The sequence below is a fragment of the Acinetobacter sp. genome, assembly GCF_039596015.1.
GTDB lineage: Bacteria > Pseudomonadota > Gammaproteobacteria > Pseudomonadales > Moraxellaceae > Acinetobacter.
The window spans coordinates 379,244-401,034 of sequence record NZ_JBCNKN010000002.1; the positions used below are offsets into that span (position 1 = coordinate 379,244).

Here is a 21,791-nt window from a genome sequence, read left to right on the forward strand (position 1 = left end):
TATGCGCATGGGAAATAACTTTTTACTTGATTCAAAACATCCCTCATAAAGATCAAAAATTTCAACAACCCTTAAATTAAATAATCAGATAAATTGAGAGGTTAGAAATAATGGAATGGCTGCAAAGCATATTAAAACATAGTCCTGAAATTCTGCTGTTTTTATCAATTGCAATTGGTTCCTGGATTGGTAAATTCCAAATCGGTAAGTTCCAACTCGGCGGTGTTGCGGGTTCATTACTTGTGGCGGTGCTACTCAGCTTAATCGGTGTTTCTGTCGACAATGGTGTTAAATCTATTCTATTTGCATTATTTATTTATGCAGTAGGTTTCGAAAGTGGGCCACAGTTTTTCAAATCCCTCGGTCCAAGTTCGATTAAAGAAATTTTGCTTGCAATATTCATGGCTGTTTGCGGTTTAGTAACCGTGCTTGTTATGGCCAGAATATTCCATCTTGATAAAGGCTTGGCAGCAGGCTTAGCCGCTGGCGGCATGACACAATCAGCGATTATCGGCACGGCAGGCGATGCCTTATCCCGTTTAAACTTACCCTTGGCAGAAATCCAAAAACTACAGGCCAATGTCGCCATTGGCTATGCGGTAACATACGTCTTTGGTTCACTGGGTGCAATTATTGTTTGTGTGAATATCTTACCTAAATTTATGGGGCGAGAAATTCGCGATGATGCAATCAAGGCACAATCTGAACTTCTAAAAGGCGCCATTGAACTTGCACCTGGACAAGAAATGGCAATGCCAGAGATTGTGAGTCGTATTTATCAGGTTAAGCAGGCCAATGGGAAAACGATTCAAGATTTAGAATCTCAAATCGCCAGTATTACGATTGAAAAAGTAAAACGTAATGACCGTCTGCTCGATATCAGCGCAGATCTGACTTTACAAACCAATGATATTGTTCTTGTTGTTGGTCGCCATGCAAATGTGGTCGCAAGCACAGACCAGATTGGTAAAGAGCTACAGTTATCGAGTGGTATGGAATTAATCATGGAAACGACCGACGTTATCCTGAAAAATACCAAATATATCAATCGAACTTTAGGTGATTTAAAAGCGAGTACGCCCCCTTATTTAAGACACGGTATTTATATTTTAGGGGTGAAACGAAATAGTGAATCGGTCACATTGACGGACGACTATGTTCTCCATCGTGATGATGTGATTACTGTTTATGGTACTCAAAGTGACTTAAAACGAGTCATTAAAGAAGCAGGTCAAGCCCTTCCAGAAAGCTTAAAAACAGACTGGATTTTTCATGGCGCAGGTATTGCAATTGGTTTAGCCATTGGCCTGATCGTTGTTCGTTTGGGCGGTGTTCCTCTCACTTTGGGTGCAGGCGGTGGCGCGCTTCTTTCAGGTTTGGTTTTTGGCTGGTTCAGAAGTCGTGACCAACTGCATGGCAATATGCCTTTGGCAGCATCCCAACTCTTAAAAGATCTCGGACTGGCGGGTTTCGTGGCTGCCGTAGGGTTACAGTCTGGTTTACAGGCAATTCAAACCGTTAAAGACAGTGGTTTGTCATTATTTTTAATCGGTGTGGTTGTCACTCTTGTTCCCCTGATTTTAACCATGCTGTTTGGACGTTATGTGCTTCGATATAACAATGTTGCAGCCTTTACTGGGGCGCTATCTGGCGCGCGTAGCGCAAACCCTGCTTTTGGTGCCATTCTAGATAAAGCGGGTAACTCCATTCCAACCGTTCCCTTTGCCATTACTTATGCATTGGCAAACGTATTCCTCACTTTACTCGGCCCAGTCATTGTCGGTTTAGTCTAATCACTGGGCGATATAAATTTTAAACGATGTACAATAATTAAGGAGTTTTTCCGCATGTCAAACGTCGATTATTCAAAATACGCAAAACTTAGTCCATTCGAATTAAAAGATAATCTGATTGCTTTAGCACAAAGTAAAACAGATAGAATGATGTTAAACGCAGGACGGGGTAATCCTAATTTTCTTGCAACAGTTCCACGCCGTGCTTTTTTTCAGTTAGGTTTATTTTCAGCGACCGAATCAGAATTTTCTTTTTCTTATATGCCTGAAGGTTTAGGTGGGTTCCCCCGCCCAGTTGGACTACAACAACGATTTGACAACTTTGTGCTTGAAAACCGTGACAAACCTGGGGTTCTCTTTCTAGGAAAAGCCATCTCGTATGTACGTGACCAACTTGGCTTAGATGCCGATGCTTTTTTACTTGAAATGGTCGAAGGTATTTTAGGGTGTAATTACCCTGTTCCAGACCGAATGCTATCTATTAGCGAGTCCATTGTAAAAGAATATATTTTACGTGAAATGGGCGTACAAGGAATGTCGAAAAGCACCTTAGATCTTTTTGCTGTTGAAGGCGGTACTGCTGCAATGGCGTATATCTTTAACTCATTAAAAGAAAATAAAATCATTGATTATGGCGATAAAATTGCCATTGGCGCCCCTGTTTTTACACCATATTTAGAAATCCCAGAACTAAATGACTACCAGCTAAAAGAAGTTCTGATTCATGCCGATCCGAACATAGGATGGCAATATCCTGAATCAGAATTGCGTAAACTTGAAGATCCATCAATTAAAGCATTCTTTCTGGTCAACCCAAGCAATCCTCCTTCAGTAAAAATGAGCGATGAAGGTTTGGCAATATTGGCAGATATTGTCAAAAAACGCCCTGACTTGATCATTTTAACCGATGACGTTTACGGTACATTCGCAGACAACTTCAAATCAATTTTTGCAGTTTGTCCCAAAAACACTATTTTAGTGTATTCATTTTCTAAATACTTTGGCGCAACAGGCTGGCGTTTAGGCACAATTGCGCTCAGTAAAGACAATGTCATTGACCAAAAAATTGCAGATCTTTCAACGCAAGATAAAGCGGATTTAAAAAAACGCTATGGATCACTCACAACCGAGCCAGAAAAGATCAAATTTATTGACCGCATTGTGGCCGATAGCCGTAATGTTGCCTTAAATCATACTGCGGGCTTGTCTACCCCTCAGCAAGTACAAATGGTGTTGTTCTCATTATTTAATATGATGGATTCATGCCAAAATTATAAAAAAGCCGTTAAATCGGTTGTTCGTGAACGCAACAAAGCACTGTATCGCCAGCTTGGAATTGATTTACCTCAAGATCCAAACTCGGTTGATTACTATACTTTAGTAAATTTAGAAGATACATCACGTCAGTTATATGGGGATGATTTTGCAGATTGGATTATGAAAAATAAGAATCCAACTGAATTGCTTTTCCGTATTGCAGATGAAATCGGGGTTGTCCTTTTGCCGGGTTCAGGTTTTGGTGTGGAACATCCTTCGGCTCGTGCGTCTTTAGCAAATTTAAATGAATATCAATATGCTGCGATTGGACATTCGTTAAAACGCTTTGCCGACGAATCCTATCAAGAATATTTAGAATTCACCAAGAAAAAATAGAGCCGTTATTTCCTCTATTTTTCTTCAATTCTAAAACTCAATATCGCTGTATAACTTAATCTATCATCATCTGAAAATTAGAGATTTACTCTGATTTTCAGATGCCTTCAAAATCAGTATTTCATTCACTTTAAACAACATAAATATTTAAAAAATATAAGAATCATGACCAAATCAAATATTCATTTTCTTCAAATTTTTATCCCGATTTCACAGTCAATAACTGTCTTTTCTAATGAAAAATCCCCTGATAAATAAAATAACTGCCAATACTGCATAGCAAAGCACTGAAGCATTTTTTCAATACCGCAGGTGACACTGCATGCGCGACCTTCGCCCCCAGTTTTGCAGTTAGAAAACTCATGCAACTAATGCCTAAAAAAGCATAGAGATGGACATATCCCCACGTATGTGGAACCGAGACATGTTGCTGGTGCCCAAAGAAAATGAACCCTAGTGCGCCTGCTACAGCAATCGGAAAACCACACGCTGCCGAGGTTGCTACTGCCTTTTGCATCACCACACCATAATGGTTTAAATATGGAACCGTTAGTGAGCCACCACCAATCCCAAAAATTGCAGAAGCAATGCCAATCACCCCGCCTGCTAGTGTTTGGTGTGTTGTAGAAGGCAAATGTTTTGAGGTATCCACCACGGTATTTGCCCCCAGAAACATACGGGATGCCACCCAAATCGCAAAAATACCAATAATCAACTGCAAACTATGCCCTGAAAGCACATCTGCTATTCCTGCACCTAAAAAAGAGCCTATGACCAGTCCAGGAGCAAGATGTGCCACCACTGACCACAGTACCGCCCCTCTTTTATGATGTGCCATAATTGAACTTACAGAAGTCACCATAATGGTTGCAAGTGATGTCCCTAGTGCCAGATGCATAATAAGATCGGGCGCATAATGCTGCTGTGTAAACACGATATAAAGAATAGGGACAATAATTAGCCCACCACCCACACCAAATAAGCCCGCAGTAAAACCTGCAATTGCACCAATCAATAAATATATGATTAACTCCATGTTATGTTTTCCTAACACTTATTCAAAAATATGGACGCCCAAACCCGCCAATTACATCAATACCTTGAGCAAGCACAATGTATCCCAGATGTGATTTTATTAAAACAAAGTACCACCTCAACCAACGATGATATTCGCACACTGGCAGCACAGGGTATTTCAACAGCATTGGTCTGTAGCGAAACTCAAACCCAAGGGCGAGGGCAACGGGAACGACAATGGGTTTCTCCCCAAGGCAATATCTATTTCAGTACCCTGCTCAACACCACAACAGCATTAGATGGTCGTCTTGCACTTGAAGTTGCGCTGAACCTGATTCACATGCCTGCATTACAAGACTTGCAACTGTATATCAAATGGCCGAATGATCTCTACAGCTTACAAGGCAAATGGGGCGGTATTTTAGTCGAGCCACTTTCTACCCATCAGGCAATTGTTGGGGTTGGCATTAATTTAAAGTCTCTCCCCGAGTTACAACAGCTTGACCAGAAAACCACCTCACTTGAAGATTTAGGCTTGCAAAACACCACACGCCTTGGACTGATTGCCCAAATGTACACTGCTATTCAGCAAGCAGGTCAATGGTTTAATCATGGCAGTTTCAACCTTGCACAACGCTTTAACCATGTGGCTATGTTTAAAGATCAAAAAATTGAATTTGAACATTTGCAAGGCACGGTCACAGGCACACTGTTAGGTATTCAAAACGATGGAGCTGTCGTCATCGAAACCGAGCAAGGTATCTCCCCTTTTTACCAAGGTCGTTTGCGCCTTAGCAGCGAACAGGAGTGAGTTTGATGCGTCAATTATGGCTAGACCTTGGTAACACACGCCTGAAATACTGGATTACCCAAAATGAGCAAATTATCCAACATGGGGCTGAATTACACCTGCAATCCCCTGCCGATTTATTGCTCGGGTTAATCCATTTTTTTCAAGAAATGAAGATTGAAAAAATCGGAATTTCGTCTGTTCTAGATGCAAAAAATAATCAACGCATCAGCAAAATTTTGCAGCGCCTACAAGCCCCTGTGTCCATTGCACAGGTTCATGCTGAATATGCAGGCTTAATCTGTGGCTACGATAATCCCAAACAATTAGGAATAGACCGTTGGCTACAGGTGTTAGCAGTAGCTCAACCTGAACAAAACCTATGTATTGTCGGCTGTGGCACAGCGTTGACCATTGACTTAACCGAGGGTATGCAGCATTTAGGTGGCTATATTTTACCTAATTTATATCTACAGCGAGATTCTCTGATTCAAAACACTAAAGGCATTCAAATCCCTGATTCTGCTTTTGACCAGCTAACTCCCGGACGAAATACAGTCGATGGTGTGCATCATGGCGTTTTGCTTGGACTAATCAGTACTGTTGAAAAAATCATGCAGCAATCACCACGGCAACTCATTTTAACAGGGGGCGATGCTGCACTTTTTGCACGACATTTAGAGGCCTATCAACCCAAAGTGGAAGCAGATTTACTGTTAAAAGGCTTACAACATTACACCGCATATCTGTAATTTGTCTTTATATGGCCAAACACCTGTCTTGTCCGTGCCCATCACACAAACAAGGCTGGATATGATTCGCCCAAAGAATAGTTGTCATATCAAAATCAAAGTGTCGAAATTTAATGATTTCAATATTTTAATTTCCTATAAAACATCATTCAGCTTCGACCACTTTTAAAGGATTAAATGACTGTGAGGTTGGCATCATCTCAATACGGTTGATATTAATATGTGCAGGTTGTGATGTAACCCAAGCCACCGTGTTGGCAATATCTTCGGGTAAAATCGGATTTTTCTTGTCGTATAAACTTTTGACTTTTTCTTCATCGCCTTTAAAACGAACCAGAGAAAATTCTGTTCCACCACAAAGTCCCGGTTCAATGTTACATACCCGAACGCTCGTCCCCGCAAGGTCAGCCCGAAGGTTTAAACTAAACTGTTTCACAAAGGCTTTGGTCGCACCATAGACGTTGCCACCAGGGTAAGGATATGTGCCTGCAATCGATCCGATATTGATGACTAGGCCCGATTTTTTGGCAACCATATACGGCAACATCGCATGCGTCACCGTCAGCAACCCTTTAATATTGGTATCAACCATCGTATACCAATCTTCTAGTTTGGCTTGATCTGCTGGCTCTAAACCAAGTGCTAATCCTGCATTATTCACCAAAACATCAATCTGACGAATATCAAATGCTTCAGGTAGGTCTGACAATGCTGCTGCTAAATGTTCTGCCGTATCGGTAATATCAAATACCAACGGCAAAAACCGTTCTCCAAGTTGTTGTTGCAGCGCATTAAGATGCTCTTCCCGTCTTGCCATTCCAATCACGTTATAGCCTAACTCAACCAGTTTTTGTGCAATAGAAGAACCAAAACCTGACGATGCCCCTGTAACGAGCGCTAACATATTTATCTCCGTTGTTGAGTGTGCAACCAAACTTTATCTGTATCAACAAAGTCATGATATATTTCAAAATAGAGAATTTTATTGTGGCAAAACAGATACAGTTTTTATTAAAAATACAGTACAGCAAGGTTAAAATGCGGACTGTTTCCATTTTGTAAGAGCAAATGCAGTAAGATTTGAGTAGGCTTAAATCTCAACTTTATAGTTTAATTGCAACTCACTTGCGACCATGCCACGTATGCCCCAGTTTTCTTTTGGAGTTTCAAAAATCGTGATTTCGACACTATGCGCAGCAATACCACATGCCTGCTCAATATATTCAAAGATCAGATGAATTAGCTTCTTTTTGGCAACTGAACTACGCCCTTCAAACATCGAAATTTCAATAATCAAATACTGCTCAGTCCGATCTTCGGGGTAAATGAAATTTTCTGAGTCTAAACCAATAAATCGTTGAAATTTTTTATCGACAGGATAATCCAGTGCTTCTACCAATGCCTGATGGATAGCGATTGAAAGTTTTTCTCGGTGTTGTTTTATCGTGGTATTTAATCCATAAATTTTTATTTGTGACATTTGCTGCCCCCATTTATAAAGCCGCATAAAAAAGCGCTTGTACTCCAAGCGCTTAAACATCTTATTTTTTCTGGTCGCTGTTGCCAAATAGAGGCCCCATACCACCGCCACCACCAAATTGTTTCTGCAAGCCGCCCAATGAACGCATCATTTTGCCTAAACCCGATGGATTCGCAAATTTTTTCATCATTTTTGCCATTTGTGAATGTTGTTTGATCAGTTTATTGACTTCGGCAACATCCATACCACAACCTGACGCAATCCGTTTTTTACGGCTTGGGTTCATCAAGTCTGGGTTACGGCGTTCTTTAATGGTCATCGATTGAATAATCGCTTCCATCTTTTTAATTTGTTTTTCTGGGTTGGCTTGTTCAATGGCTTGTTGTAAACCTGCATTGCTCATGCCCGGCAACTTGTCCAAGAAGCCCATCATGCCGCCCATTTTATTCATTTGCTCAAACTGCATTAGCATATCTTCAAAGTTGAAGGTTCCGCCTTTTTGCAATTTTTTCGCCATTTTTTCGGCTTTTTCTTTGTCGATTTTGCGTTCAACTTCTTCGACCAAAGAAAGTACGTCACCCATACCCAAAATACGTTGTGCAACACGCTCTGGGTGGAATGGTTCAAGCGCATCGAGCTTTTCACCCATTCCTAAAAATTTAATTGGCTTACCTGTAATCGCACGAACAGACAACGCAGCCCCACCACGTGCATCACCATCGGTTTTGGTCAGGATCACCCCTGTTAATGCCAACGCATCGTTAAAGGCTTTGGCCGTGTTTGCCGCATCTTGACCTGTCATGGCATCGACCACGAACAAGGTTTCAGTTGGTTTTACCGCAGCATGCAAAGCTTTAATTTCATCCATCATGTCTTCATCGACATGCAAACGACCAGCCGTATCGACAATCAATACATCCGCAAATTTAATTTTTGCTTGTTCGATGGCACGATTGACAATATCAATTGGTTTTTCGTCTGCGCTAGATGGAATAAACTCTGCACCGACTTCGCCAGACACAGTTTCAAGCTGTTTAATCGCCGCAGGACGATATACGTCAGCAGAGACTGTCATGACTTTTTTCTTTTGACGTTCACTTAAAAAACGTGCAAGTTTCGCAGCTGTGGTGGTTTTACCCGCACCCTGTAAGCCTGCAAGAAGTACAACAACAGGCGGTTTTGCAGCAAGGTCTAGACTCTCATTCGCCTCACCCATCATTTTGGTGAGTTCATCATGAACAATTTTAACAAACGCTTGTCCTGGTGAAAGCTGTGTTAAAACTTCTTGACCTAATGCCTGTTCCTTAACCTTCGCAATAAATTCACGAGTGACAGGTAAGGCAACATCCGCCTCTAAAAGTGCCATACGTACTTCACGTAAGGTATCTTTAATATTATCTTCGGTCAGTTGTCCTGTGCCGGTAACATTTCTTAAACTCTGCGTGAGTCGTTCTGTTAAGGTATCAAACATTGCAAATTCCGCTTAAAATGGCCTGTTGCAAAAAATCTTTCTTAAAAATAGAAAATTTATGCATATAATGCTATAGGATACTTGAGTTCACTTCGAAATTATATCGCATAGCATGAATATTCATTACTCCAACAAAGGTTTGACATGATCAGTCTCCCCTTGGTGTACACAATACTCGCATTAATCGCTTATACCACAGGTTTTTGGTACTCCTTTTTACACCTTATTGCCAAACGCGAACCTAATCACTGGTTCATACGCGTCATTTTGGCAATTGGCTTAATTTTACATGCCATTGTCCTAGAACAAGACATGCTGACAACATATGGTGTCAACTATGACGTTTTCAACCTGTTGTCCTTTACTTCAGGATTAATGCTGTTGTTAAGCATAGTATACAGCAGCTATCGTCCTGTCACAGCATTGAATCTAATCGGGATTCCTGTTGCTGCAAGCGGTTTAATTTTCGGTTTTGCCTTTAGTCAGCCAAATCAATATGCCTTTGAACATGCCATTGGCTTAGATATTCATATCATTTTATCGCTTTCTGCCTATGCGGTATTGCTCATGGCAACCATCCAAGCGGTATTGATGTGGTTTCAAGACCGTGAGCTCAAGAAAAAACAACGGCGCTTATGGGTGAATTTACTACCACCCTTTCAGGTCATGGAATCCTTATTATTCGATATGCTGATTACAGGATTTCTTACCCTGAGTGTCGCCCTGATTTTTGGCTTTTTTATGGTCGAAAATTTCTTACAACAGCATTTGGCACACAAAACCGTGTTTAGCATTATTTCATGGTTTATTTATGGTGCACTGCTCATTGGGCATTTTAAATTTGGCTGGCGTGGACAAAAAGCAATTCGCTTTACCCTAATTGGCTTCTTTTTATTGGCGCTTGGTTTTATTGGCTCTAAATTTGTGCTGGAAATGATCTTGGGGAGATAACACATCTCCCTCACATAATATTTCATCGCACTCTAATCTTTATTTATTTGCAAAAATTTCAATTAAGCAACAAAAAATAACAAAACATTCAGTCATTTTACATAATCATAATTATTAAAATCATATATAAAGAGTAAACAATGCAATTTTACAAAACATCTGTTTTGATCAGTTCACTGTTATTCAGCCCATTGTTATTTGCGGCTAATGATTTAAGCAATTCTTTGGCTGGTCCTTTTCATTTAAATACTGATTTATATATATTTGCAGCCGACATTGATGGTTCAATTAGCGATGGAAACCTTGACTATAAGGTCCGACAGCCTTTTCATGAAACCGTAAAAAATTTAGACCATTTTTTTATGGGGCGCATCAATTTAAGTAAAGGTGACTGGGGAATTTATATCGATCAGCAACTGGTAAAAACAACTGAAAATAAACAAGTTCTTCAATATCCAATTGCACTAAAAACCAAATTAACGCAGACCAGCTATGGTCTTTACTATCAGGCTTACCGATCCCCTGTCGAGAATATAAATCAACGACCTAAACTCACGGTAGAACCTACTATTGGGATACATCATACCGAGGCAAAAGCCACATTGGGGGCATTTGGTTTAAGTAAAACAGCCGATATTAATTGGAATGAATTTTTTTGGGGAACACGTCTTCGCTACAACTTTGATTCCCCTTGGAACGTAGCATCCGAAATTACAGCAGGTGCGAAAGATACCCTTTTGGCACAAGCTTATCTTGGTTACAACGTTGCGGTCTTTAACCGAGACATCAACTTATATGCGGGTTATCGCTATTTCAAACAAGATTATCGTTCTGGAAATTTTCACTGGAATATTCATGAGCAGGGTCCTGTTCTTGGTCTAAATATTCCCATTTTTTAATAGGATAAAATTTAATGAAACATAAATTAAAAAAAATACTCTGTGCAACGTCACTTCTTTTAGTTGCCGATTGGACTATGGCTTGTACGCGTGTCGTGTATTTAGGTGACAATCAGAACGTTATGACAGCACGTTCTATGGATTGGAAATCGGATATGCAGACCAATTTATGGATTTTACCAAGTCAGGTTAAACGCTCAGGTATGGCGGGGCCAAAATCAATTCACTGGACATCTAAATACGGCAGTGTCGTTGCCACAGGCTATGATATTTCGACAACAGATGGTGTTAATGAAAAAGGTCTCGTTGCCAATTTACTTTGGTTAGTTGAGTCACAATATCCAGACCCAAAAACTGCGACAAAACCGCCTTTAAGTATTTCACTTTGGGCACAGTATGTTTTAGATAATTTTGCAACAGTCAATGAAGCTGTCGCCGCACTCCAAAAAGAACCTTTTACAATTGTGACCGATGCGATCCCAGGTGAAAAACGCCTTGCTACCTTGCATCTTTCAATTTCTGATGCCTCTGGAGATAGTGCCATTATCGAATATATTAATGGGAAACAGGTCATCCACCATAATCGCAGCTATCAGGTTATGACCAATTCACCAACCTTCGATCAACAGCTTGCACTCAACACATACTGGCAACAAATTGGCGGTACCGTCATGTTACCGGGAACCAACCGTGCTTCTGACCGTTTTGCACGCGCCTCTTTTTACACTCATGCCATTCCTAAAAATGCGCCTACAAAAGAAACTTTAGCCAGTGTGTTTAGTGTGATTCGAAATGCCTCCGTTCCTTTTGGCTTAAATACCGCAGAAGAACCAAACATTTCATCTACTCGCTGGCGCACAGTTGTAGATCATAAAAATAAATTGTATTTCTTTGAATCAGCAGTTTCTCCAAATGTCTTTTGGGTAGATTTAAAAGATATTAACTTTGCCAATGGCCAAACTCAAAAGTTAGAGCTTGGGCCAAATCAGGAAAATATCTATGCAGGTAAAGCCAACCGCTTCTTTAAAACAGCCCAACCATTTAAATTCTTAGGTCTAGCGGACTAACACATTGTCGCTTTAACCATTGCTAGGCGGTGTTGCTATTTTTAAATAGCAGCATCGTTCCCTCTTACTTTTGAGCCAAACACCATCTCAATCAAATCCTTGTTTTTCATTAAATTACTTCAAATAAAATCGTCACACCACATACAACGGCGGATTGGCTTCTTCTCCCCAACGACTAGACAACCCAACTAAAAAACCGTATAACGCTGTTTTTATTTTATGGGTATTACACCTTGAAACTGATTCTTGCACCGATGGAAGGCTTAACTGACCCAATCATGCGTGATGTCCTCACACATGTGGGCAGTTTTGACTGGTGCGTAACAGAATTCATTCGTGTAACCGACAGTGTTTTACCCGAACATGTCTACGACAGTTATTGCCCTGAACTCAAAAACAATGGCAAAACCTCCGCAGGCACTCCTGTTCACGTACAGTTTCTAGGCAATAATCCAGACATGCTCGCAGCCAATGCTGTTCGTGCGGTGGAACTCGGTGCGCCTGCCATCGACCTTAATTTTGGTTGCCCTGCAAAAACAGTCAATCGGCATCGTGGTGGTTCAGTTTTACTCGATGAACCCGATGTCGTTCATCTATTGGTTAAAGCCGTTCGCGATGCTGTCCCACAGCACATCCCTGTTTCTGCAAAAATGCGTTTGGGCTATTTAGATGAAAATCATACCCTAGAAAATGCCCACGCCATTGAAGATGCGGGTGCAAGCTGGCTCACGGTTCACGCACGAACCAAAGCCGATGGCTATACGCCACCTGCCTATTGGGAAAAAATTCTACCCATCGTAGAAGCCCTAAACATCAACATCATTGCCAATGGTGAAATCTGGAACACACAACACGCCAAACGCTGTCTTGAACAGTCTGGCTGTCACGATTTAATGCTTGGACGTGGTGCAGTCACCACGCCCGATCTGAGCTTATGTATCCGCCAAAATCGTGAAGATGCCGTTCTTTCATGGCAAGATTTGCTTGAATTGCAAATTCGCTTTTTAAATGGCCCAAGTAAAACCGAAATCGGAATGGTAGGTCGTTATAAACAATGGCTTGGGATGATGACCAAAGCCTATCCCGAAGCAAAATTACTTTGGGATGAAGTCAAACGTATTAAAGACTTAAATGAAGTTATCCAAAAGCTGCACAACTTTCTTTAATTTCTTGCTGTAAATAATACGCGACTTGTTCCTGTAACCACGTTAAAAACAGTGTGACTTCCAATGCAGGCTCTTTCCCTTCAGGAACCACACTCCAATATGCCCACGGATAGGTCACGACAATATCAGAGATCTTTTTAAGCTCGCCTGACTGTACCAAATCGAACACAATACTTTTACGTTCTAATGCCACACAAAAACCACGGCGCACCATTTCAATCACAACATTTGAATCATTCACCTGCATAAGCTCAGTTTCTAAAACAGGCATTCCTACTTTTTCACACCATAAATGCCAAGACTCTACCGAAGAAATCAACGGCGCTTTTAAAATATCCTCAGGTGAAAAGTAAAGTTGACCATATTGAAAATCTTGTGCAGCCACCACCCACAACTCATCGGCAAACAACTGCGCTTTTTGTGTGGCCGCCCAATCACCATTGCCCATACGAATCGCAATATCAATATTGTCTTGCTGTAAGTCCCTTAGCCCTAAACCTGCTGTCAGTTTCAATTTGATTTGTGGGTATTTCTGATAAAAATCAATGAGCCTTGGCGCTAGCCAATGTGCAGCAAAAGAAGGCGTGGTAGCAATGGTCAATTGTGTTTTTCGTGGATAATTTTGAATTTTTAATGTTGCTGTAGAAATTGCCTGTAATGCATCCCGAATTTGGATAGCATATAACCGCCCATCCTCAGACACAGCGACTTTTTTCCCACATCGGTTAATGAGATGACGACCAACATAATCTTCCAATGCCTTAATTTGTTGGCTAATCGCGGAATGAGAAACATGTAATTCTGCTGCTGCCCGACTAAAACTCCCCAAGCGGCTCACCGCCTCAAAACTTTTGAGCATCTGAATCGAAGGTAAATTTGCCATGTAAGCTACTCTTACAATTTTGGTTAGAAATGAGAAAACCAGTTCAAAAAAATCTGTATATGCTAAAACCTGATCAGTGAAAAAATATAGGTTTGTGTGATGAAATTATATGGCATGCTCGATTCTCCTTTTGTGCGTAGAGTCGCAATTAGTTTGGCAACCAAACAACTCCCTTTTGAGCATATTTCGTTATCAGTTTTTTCAACTTTTGATGAATTTTCAAAAATTAATCCTGTGGTCAAAGCCCCCACACTTGTACTCGATGACGGGACGTATTTAATCGATTCGACACTTATCTTAAATTATTTAGACCAACAACATGCTGGAAATTTAGGTTTTTTTAAACTTTCCGCACAAGAGTACCAACTGCTTGGTCTAGCTCTGGTTCTTGCCGAAAAGGCGGTTCAATATGTGTATGAAAGTGAATTAAGACCTGCTGAAAAACAAGTTCCACAATGGAAAGAACGCGTGCTGTTGCAAGCTCACCAAGCATGCCAACAACTTAATCAACATGTATTATTACAGCAGCTTGAATCACCTGCTTTAAATCAGGCAACCATTACTGTTGCAGTGGCTTGGCGTTTTGTACAAGAAAAATTTCCTGCTCTGTTTCCTGTCGCAGAATACACACAGCTCCACGCACTTACGCTTAAACTAGAACAAACAGAAGCATTCCAGCTTTATCCTTTTTCCTAATTAAAAATACAAAAGGTTGAATCATCATCATGATTCAACCTTTTTGGATAGATCTGCTTTTAACTCGCTTACACGGCTCTTCTTTTTACCACCTGATACATCGCCATTAAAGCACCACCACTACATAGCAGCATGACCAGTGCCATATTGAGCAACTCACCCCAAATCAAGAAGTTTAAAATCACGCCCCCAATTAGCCCTGTCATAAATTGCATACTGCCCATAATCGCACTGGCTGTGCCTGCTCGTGCGCCTTGTTCAGCCATCGCCAAAGCCATTGCATTCGGGCCTGTTAAACCAATACTCGATACCACAATAAACATTCCCAACATGACGCCCCACAACGGAAAATGCTCAAAAGAAGCCGCTACGATCAATAACAATGTGCCTAAAAATTGGATTACACCGCCCAATACCAAGCGTTGCGACACCGAAAGACGATTGGCACAACGCTTATTGATTGAAGACATTAAAGTAATCCCCAACGCATTGATGCCAAAAACATAGGCAAATTGCTGTTGGGACAAATGATATTGCCCCATTAAAATGACCGTGGCCGAATTAATATAGACAAACATTGCTCCGCCACTTAAACAGCCACAAAGCATGGGAAAGGTAAAACGCAAGTCTTGTAAAATGCTGCCATACAGCACTACAACTTGTTTGGCATTCAGATGTAAGCGTTTTTCAACGGCAAGGGTATCTTGAAAAAAGAAATGTACATTCACTAAACAAATTAGACCAATCAGCGCCAAACACTGAAAAATCATATGCCACGAGAAAAATACCAAAATCCAAGCCCCTAATGTCGGGGCAATCACAGGGGCAATCCCCATCACAATCATCATGCTTGAAAATGCCTGAGCCGAACCTTCAACATCTAGACGGTCTCGAATGGCTGCACGCGCCATCACCACACCAACACATCCACCCAATGCCTGAGTGATGCGTGCAATAATGAGCCCCCAATCACTATTGGCATAAACACATAGCAAACACCCTAAAATATAAAGCGTTAGACCAAAATATAATGGCTTTTTACGACCAATTCGGTCACTAATAGGGCCATAGATCAACTGACCAATGGCTAATCCAAAAAAATAAGCAGGCAAGCTATTTGCGATTTTTTGAGGTGTGCTATGTAGATCCTGTGCCATTTGTGGCAAAGCAGGCAAATACATATCAATAGACAACGGTCCAAGTGCCGTCAAGGAAGCAAGCAATAAAAGCCATGAAAGCGGATATGCTTTTTGCATTATATGTGACATAAAAATTCAATAATTGGGAGAGTAAACGATACAGACAAGCCTATACGACTAAAGTATAATCTCGATCAGTCAGATGGGATTTATCCCAAGACAGGTTGCACAGAATATCATCTTTTTGCAGTCAGGAAATCATTTTGAATCTCGGTTTAGCACGTATTCGTCAATTCACCTACAATGCATCATTCATGTACAACCTCCGTATGGCGATTGCTTTTACGGGAACTGCATTTGTGCCTTATTTCCTGAACTTTCAACTGGCAACCATCCCCCTCACTCTCGGGGTTGTTGCAGCAGGTTTAAGTGATATTGATGACCGTTTTACGGTCAGGCTCATGAACCAGTTCTATACCTACATTGGATTTTTCTTTGCGGCAGCTTCCATTCAGTTTCTATTTCCCCACCCTGTCATTTTTGCCTTTGGTCTAATTTTTGCCTGTATCGGCTGGATTTTACTCGGCTCATTGGGTAGACGTTACGCCACAATTTCGTATGGCTGTCTGGTCATTTCCGTTTATGCCATGTTAGGCGTACACTTGTTTGAACAATGGTACATGCAGGCAACCCTACTCGTCATTGGGGCAGTCTGGTACGGTATACTTTCCACTTTCAGTTTTTTACTTTTTCCCGTTCGACCTGTTCAAATCAAACTGGCACAAAGTTACTCATCATTAGGCGACTTTCTTTTTGCCAAATCCAACCTATTTGATGTCGACATGACAGCAGAAAGTTATCGTCAAAGCATGATTGATCTGTCCTTGGAAAACGGTAAACTGGTTTCCCTGTTCAATGATATGCGAACAGCACTCCTCACCCGCTTAAAAGGGGATCGGGGACAAAAAGATACCCGTCGCAGTCTGCAATACTATTTTGTGGCACAAGATATTCACGAACGAGCTAACTCTGCCCATATCGATTATCAGGAATTAACTGAATACTTTAAACACAGCGATATTCTGTTTCGCTTTCAACGCATTTTATCGTTACAAGGAAAAGCCTGTAAGGATTTAAGCGAGAGTATTTTAAAACATACCTCATACCAACATAATAAACGCTTTAAACATGCTTTTGAAAACCTCAAATACTCACTCAAAAAACTTGGGCAACAATATCCTGAAGACCCGATTTGGGTGAATGCACTGTATTCGCTATATCAAAATCTAAAATCAATTGATGGTCAGTTACGTAACCTTGAAGCAGAACGTGCCTTGAGTATCGACAGCACCAAACAAGAACATCAACTCAAAGATGACGACCTCAAAGGCTTCACCGATATCAAGATTCGGATCTTACAACACTTAACGCCTGAATCAGTTTTATTCCGCCATGCGGTACGACTTTCTATCGTATTATTTTCTAGTTATTTATTCGTTCAAATGACCGATATTAAATATGGTTACTGGATTTTACTCACTGCCCTGTTTGTCAGTCAGCCAAACTTCAACGCCACCAAACGTCGTTTACGCTTACGTATCGTTGGAACGCTGATCGGGATTATTATCGGCTATGGCATTTTATATTTTGTTCCTTCTACCGAAGGACAACTGTTGGTTCTGATCATTAGTGGTATTTTATTCTTCGAACTTCGCAGCAAACAATATGCTCAGGCAACTGCCTTTATTACCATTTTAGCCCTGATTAACTTTAACCTAGATGGACTGGGGCTAACTGCTGCACTACCACGCCTGATTGACACCCTCATTGGATGTGCATTTGCATGGGTTGGTGTAAGCTTTATTTTCCCAGACTGGAAATTCCGTCGTCTACCTCGGAGTATTACACGCGCACTGGTTGCACAATGTAACTACTTCGCTGAAATTGTTCAGCAATATCATCAAGGACGAAATAACAGCCTGAACTATCGGGTTGTCCGTCGTGGAGCGCATAACACCGATGCAGAGCTGGCTTCTTTAATCTCTACATTAGCGACTGAACCCGATATCGATCCACAACAAAAAACCATATCCTTTGATTTATTGTGTTTAAACCATACTTTTCTCAGCTATATTGCTGCGCTTGGGGCACATCGTGAAAAAATTGATGATCAGGATATATTAACCCTGTTAGATAAAGCGTTAGAAGATGTGCGTGGTGCGTTGCTTCATGATGAAATGCCAGACTTGTCGGCACAAAACATGCTGCAAGTCATCCGTCAAAGGCTTTCGCAAAACAGTGATCATGACCAACAATCCTTGATCATTTTACAACAGTTATCTTTGATGTTTAGTATTTTAAATCAACTTATGGCACTCAAACAAAACCTGAGTAACCCACATGATGATGCTGCCTCAGAATTTGCATCGATTTAAAAGCAGAGATTTTCGTGTAAGATATCGACATTTGATGCTAAAATTTTTCAGTTTAATCATTGTAACGACTCGCTATGACCGCTAAAACCTTATATGCATATACTTTGCAACCCGTAAATTATGAAATATCGGAAGCTGAACAGCGCCATGCGCAATTGGTGATTTGGCGGAGCACTAACACGATTAGCCTTAAAGCTTGGGCGATTATGGGCGCTGTGACATTACTTGCCATTTTAGGGCTTATTTTCATTAAAAATTATTCAACCGTTATTTGCTGGATTGCACTTGCCTGTGTCGCAATTTATCTGCTTGTTCGTAAGTTCGGGCTCGAATGGTATGTCAAACGTAAAATGAACGAATATCCTGTTCAGGAAATTAAAGGGATTCGTTTAGGTGTACAACCTCACGGTATCGTGATGCGCCAACAAATGGGCTTACAAGAAGGCGTGGGAACAATTTCATGGAAAGATGTTTATGAATGGTACAACACCTCTGAATTCTTACTTCTAAACTTTAAAGTAAAAGGTCAACAAGGAGCTTATATCCTGCCTAAACGCATGGATAGTAAAAACTTTCCTTTTGAAACTATTCGCAAGCATTTAAAAGAAACTGTCGGCGAAGCAAAACAAATCTAATTTTTGCAAGCCGAACCTCCCCCTCATCTCCTTGTGTGGTGCGGGGGTTAAATTGATAATTCTAACGATAATGATAATAAATATTAAATGAAAAACCATAACATTTACTAATCAATCCTGTGTATAATCTTGTGCAAATTTCCCCCTTTTCATAACGCTATTCACCGCCATGTTTAAAAAAGCACTATTCCAGATTCACTGGTTTTTAGGTATTACAGCAGGACTGATCTTGTCTTTGATGGGCATTACAGGTGCCATTTATTCTTATGATCAACAAATCTTACAATGGATCAATACGGACAGTTATGTTGTTCAAGCGCAACCACAAGCGAAAATGACACCTGCCAATCTTTATCAATATTTTCAACAGCACCACCCCGACATAAAAATTAATAGTATTACTGTTGCAGCCAGCCCTACCGAGTCCTCTACTGTCAATATTCAAAAAGAAGGTGAACGTCGTGGTTATAATCAAATGGTCAACCCATATACGGCTGCATTATTACCTGAAGTCAAAGGACGTGCATTTTTCCAGTTTATCCAACAATTACACCGTAACTTAACGGTAGGCGAAGTTGGTAAACAGATTACAGGCGCATGCACCCTGATGCTGCTTTTTTTTATTTTTAGTGGTCTATATTTACGTTGGCCAAAAAAACACTCGCTTAAACAATGGTTCGCAGTAAAACCAAAGCTCAAAGGGCGAAATTTTTTGTGGGACTTACATGCTGTGGTGGGGACATGGGTCGTTGCCTTTTATCTAGTATTTGCCATAACAGGACTATATTGGTCATACGATTGGTGGCGAGATGGAATGTACAATGTACTGGGTGTTGAACGTCCAGCAATGAAAGGTATGCAGTCAAAAGATGGTGCTGCTAAAAATGAACAAAAACAACCTAAAAAAGGACATTCTCCAAATCACGCACCACAAACCAATGAACAATCAGACCATTCACTTTCAAACCTACAAATTGAGCAAGCACTCGACCAATCTTGGATAGGTTTTAATCAAAAATATAAAACAGCTTATTCCTCTGTCACTTTGACGTTACCGCAAAAGCCCGAACAAGTTGAAATCAGCTTTGTAGATCCTGTTCCTCAAAATGAACGGGCACGAAATACTGCAATCTATAATCTAAAAGACCAACAGCTTGAAAAAGTAAAACTGTATAAAGATAAAAAACTCAATGAAAAAATCATGAACAGCATGTTACCAGTTCATAGAGGAAGTTTCTTTGGCCCAGTGTGGCACTTTATGGCAATGCTATCAGCACTGGCAATGCCACTGTTCTTCGTCACGGGATGGATGCTTTATTTAAAACGTCGCAAACAAAAAAAATTAACATTTAAAGCACGTCAAGCATTAGCCCCTATCGTTTCAACAAATCCCGATGCAACACCGTGGCTGATTCTCTATGCAACACAAACAGGCACAGCAGAACAACTGGCATGGCACACTGCAACCAGCCTACAACAGGCCAAACAAACGGTAACGGTACAACCCCTTCAAAAGACCACACTTGCAGACCTGCAACAGGCTCGTCAGGTTCTATTGATTGCCAGCACCTATGGAACAGGTGAGGCACCCGACCTTGCTGTTAGTTTTAGTAAAAATATACTTTCGCAACCTGCTCATCTATCACATCTGCATTATGCAGTGCTGGCATTAGGCTCTAAAGAGTACCCGCAAAGTTACTGCCAATTTGGACATTCTATTGATCAATGGTTAAAACAATCTCAGGCTCAAGCCTTATTTCCACTCATTGAAGTGAATAATGCTGCTTCAACAGATCTACAACAATGGAATAATGCTTTAAGTGAAATTACCTCACTTGAGCTTCAGTCTATTGAAATCAATAAGATCTTTGACAACTGGACACTTGTTTCAAGACAAGAAATTAATCCAAATAGTCTAGGATCCCCCATTTTTCATCTGCAACTAAAAACAAATAATGATGTTCTCTGGAAGGCTGGTGATATTGTTGAAATCCAACCATTTAATCATGCTGAACGAACAAGTAACTTTTTAAATAAAGTGGGCTTCACAGCTGACACATGGATTAACTCTTACGGATGTGACTTTGCGACAGCCTTAAAAGATAAAAATTTAACAACAGAAATTGCTACATTTGCCACACCAGATGAAATTTTAAAATTTCTGCCGACACTCCCTATTCGCGAATACTCTATTGCCAGTATTCCTGAACAAGGGCATTTGGATCTGGTCATTCGCTTAAAGCACGATGCCAATGCTGAACTTGGCTTAGGTTCAGGATGGCTATGTCAACATGCACCTATTCACAGCCCAGTTGCCTTACGTATTCGTACCAATGAAAGCTTCCACCTTATTGATGATAATCGACCAATTATCCTCATTGGTAACGGCACAGGCATTGCAGGGCTCATGAGCCTGCTTCAACAACGTGTGGCGCTTGGTTATACACAAAACTGGCTGATTTTTGGTGAACGACAACGTAAATATGACTTCTTATTTAAAGATACACTAGAGCACTGGTTAGAAATAGGCATGTTACAACAACTGGATCTCGCCTTCTCTCGTGATCAGGCACAAAAAGTCTATGTTCAGGATCAGCTTAAAACACATGCTGAACAGCTTAAAGCATGGGTTGAACAAGGTGCTGTACTTTACATCTGTGGAAGTATAGATGGTATGGCAATGGGCGTAGAACAAGCGCTGATTGACATCTTAGGTGAAGCTCAACTTGACCAATTACGAAATCAGGAACGTTACCGTCGAGATGTTTATTAAAGTTTAATTGCGTCAAAAAAAGCCCAGACCAATCAAATCTGGGCTTTTTTAACTGTATGTCAGAATGTCAGAATGTCAGAATGTCAGAATGTCAGAATGTCAGAATGTCAGAATGTCAGAATGTCAGAATGTCAGAATGTCAGAATGTCAGAATGTCAGAATGTCAGAATGTCAGAATGTCAGAATGTCAG

General features: G+C 40.8%; 18 protein-coding genes. 12 read left to right on the forward strand and 6 right to left on the reverse strand.

The genetic code is table 11. The annotated features are described in order from the left end of the window. The first annotated feature begins 107 nt into the window (after positions 1-107). Together aspT and ABDV70_RS03500 are read left to right on the forward strand one after the other, a co-directional pair. Positions 108-1,793 carry an aspartate-alanine antiporter gene (gene aspT / locus ABDV70_RS03495; protein ID WP_343595495.1) on the forward strand — a complete coding sequence of 562 codons (1,686 nt, stop codon included), beginning with the start codon at positions 108-110 and terminating at the stop codon, positions 1,791-1,793. Between the two features lie 54 nt (positions 1,794-1,847). Then, positions 1,848-3,446 (forward strand): bifunctional aspartate transaminase/aspartate 4-decarboxylase, encoded by a 1,599-nt coding sequence (locus tag ABDV70_RS03500; RefSeq protein ID WP_343595431.1) that lies wholly within the window; start codon positions 1,848-1,850, stop codon positions 3,444-3,446. A gap of 232 nt (positions 3,447-3,678) precedes the next feature. Here ABDV70_RS03500 and ABDV70_RS03505 read toward each other — a convergent pair whose 3' ends face one another. After that, a complete protein-coding gene (locus ABDV70_RS03505) occupies positions 3,679-4,482 on the reverse strand; it encodes a sulfite exporter TauE/SafE family protein (protein WP_343595433.1) in 804 nt (267 codons plus the stop codon). 30 nt (positions 4,483-4,512) lie between these two features. Here ABDV70_RS03505 and ABDV70_RS03510 point away from each other — a divergent pair, with 30 nt between their 5' ends. Continuing rightward, complete coding sequence (locus ABDV70_RS03510) at positions 4,513-5,274, forward strand: biotin--[acetyl-CoA-carboxylase] ligase (RefSeq protein WP_343595435.1); 762 nt, start codon at positions 4,513-4,515, stop codon at positions 5,272-5,274. A gap of 5 nt (positions 5,275-5,279) precedes the next feature. Continuing rightward, positions 5,280-6,005 carry a type III pantothenate kinase gene (locus ABDV70_RS03515; protein WP_343595436.1) on the forward strand — a complete coding sequence of 242 codons (726 nt, stop codon included), beginning with the start codon at positions 5,280-5,282 and terminating at the stop codon, positions 6,003-6,005. A 145-nt stretch (positions 6,006-6,150) separates the two neighbouring features. Here ABDV70_RS03515 and ABDV70_RS03520 read toward each other — a convergent pair whose 3' ends face one another. The 3 genes from ABDV70_RS03520 to ffh all read right to left on the reverse strand — a co-directional run bounded on the left by ABDV70_RS03520 (position 6,151) and on the right by ffh (position 8,956). Next, a complete protein-coding gene (locus ABDV70_RS03520; RefSeq protein ID WP_343595438.1) occupies positions 6,151-6,909 on the reverse strand; it encodes an SDR family NAD(P)-dependent oxidoreductase in 759 nt (252 codons plus the stop codon). Positions 6,910-7,095: 186 nt separating this feature from the next. Beyond that, entirely contained in the window at positions 7,096-7,485 is a 390-nt protein-coding gene (locus ABDV70_RS03525; RefSeq protein WP_343595440.1) for a tautomerase family protein, read from the reverse strand. 61 nt (positions 7,486-7,546) lie between these two features. Further along, positions 7,547-8,956 carry a signal recognition particle protein gene (gene ffh / locus ABDV70_RS03530; RefSeq protein ID WP_343595441.1) on the reverse strand — a complete coding sequence of 470 codons (1,410 nt, stop codon included), beginning with the start codon at positions 8,954-8,956 and terminating at the stop codon, positions 7,547-7,549. Positions 8,957-9,100: 144 nt separating this feature from the next. On the opposite strand from ffh, the gene ccsA reads away from it, so the two are divergent. The 4 genes from ccsA to ABDV70_RS03550 all read left to right on the forward strand — a co-directional run bounded on the left by ccsA (position 9,101) and on the right by ABDV70_RS03550 (position 13,039). Then, positions 9,101-9,907, forward strand: a complete 807-nt coding sequence (ccsA, locus tag ABDV70_RS03535) for a cytochrome c biogenesis protein CcsA (protein ID WP_343595443.1) — start codon at positions 9,101-9,103, stop codon at positions 9,905-9,907. 140 nt (positions 9,908-10,047) lie between these two features. Then, positions 10,048-10,806, forward strand: coding sequence for a hypothetical protein (locus ABDV70_RS03540; RefSeq protein WP_343595445.1), 759 nt, complete (start codon positions 10,048-10,050; stop codon positions 10,804-10,806). Positions 10,807-10,820: 14 nt separating this feature from the next. Then, on the forward strand, positions 10,821-11,873 hold the full coding sequence (locus tag ABDV70_RS03545) for a linear amide C-N hydrolase (protein ID WP_343595447.1): 1,053 nt from the start codon (positions 10,821-10,823) through the stop codon (positions 11,871-11,873). A 233-nt stretch (positions 11,874-12,106) separates the two neighbouring features. Further along, complete coding sequence (locus tag ABDV70_RS03550; RefSeq protein WP_343595449.1) at positions 12,107-13,039, forward strand: tRNA-dihydrouridine synthase; 933 nt, start codon at positions 12,107-12,109, stop codon at positions 13,037-13,039. Here the strand turns inward: ABDV70_RS03550 and ABDV70_RS03555 are convergent. After that, the gene (locus ABDV70_RS03555; RefSeq protein WP_343595451.1) at positions 13,011-13,922 is read right to left on the reverse strand and encodes a LysR substrate-binding domain-containing protein; all 912 of its coding nucleotides are present in this window, start codon (positions 13,920-13,922) and stop codon (positions 13,011-13,013) included. The genes ABDV70_RS03550 and ABDV70_RS03555 overlap by 29 nt on opposite strands. A gap of 99 nt (positions 13,923-14,021) precedes the next feature. On the opposite strand from ABDV70_RS03555, the gene ABDV70_RS03560 reads away from it, so the two are divergent. Continuing rightward, positions 14,022-14,618 carry a glutathione S-transferase family protein gene (locus ABDV70_RS03560; protein WP_343595453.1) on the forward strand — a complete coding sequence of 199 codons (597 nt, stop codon included), beginning with the start codon at positions 14,022-14,024 and terminating at the stop codon, positions 14,616-14,618. Positions 14,619-14,686: 68 nt separating this feature from the next. Here ABDV70_RS03560 and ABDV70_RS03565 read toward each other — a convergent pair whose 3' ends face one another. Next, a complete protein-coding gene (locus ABDV70_RS03565; RefSeq protein ID WP_343595454.1) occupies positions 14,687-15,886 on the reverse strand; it encodes a multidrug effflux MFS transporter in 1,200 nt (399 codons plus the stop codon). A gap of 134 nt (positions 15,887-16,020) precedes the next feature. Here ABDV70_RS03565 and yccS point away from each other — a divergent pair, with 134 nt between their 5' ends. The 3 genes from yccS to ABDV70_RS03580 all read left to right on the forward strand — a co-directional run bounded on the left by yccS (position 16,021) and on the right by ABDV70_RS03580 (position 21,600). After that, complete coding sequence (gene yccS, locus ABDV70_RS03570) at positions 16,021-18,192, forward strand: YccS family putative transporter (RefSeq protein ID WP_343595456.1); 2,172 nt, start codon at positions 16,021-16,023, stop codon at positions 18,190-18,192. A 74-nt stretch (positions 18,193-18,266) separates the two neighbouring features. Beyond that, entirely contained in the window at positions 18,267-18,827 is a 561-nt protein-coding gene (locus tag ABDV70_RS03575) for a hypothetical protein (RefSeq protein WP_343595458.1), read from the forward strand. Positions 18,828-18,996: 169 nt separating this feature from the next. Then, entirely contained in the window at positions 18,997-21,600 is a 2,604-nt protein-coding gene (locus ABDV70_RS03580; RefSeq protein WP_343595460.1) for a sulfite reductase flavoprotein subunit alpha, read from the forward strand. Positions 21,601-21,791: the final 191 nt, after the last annotated feature.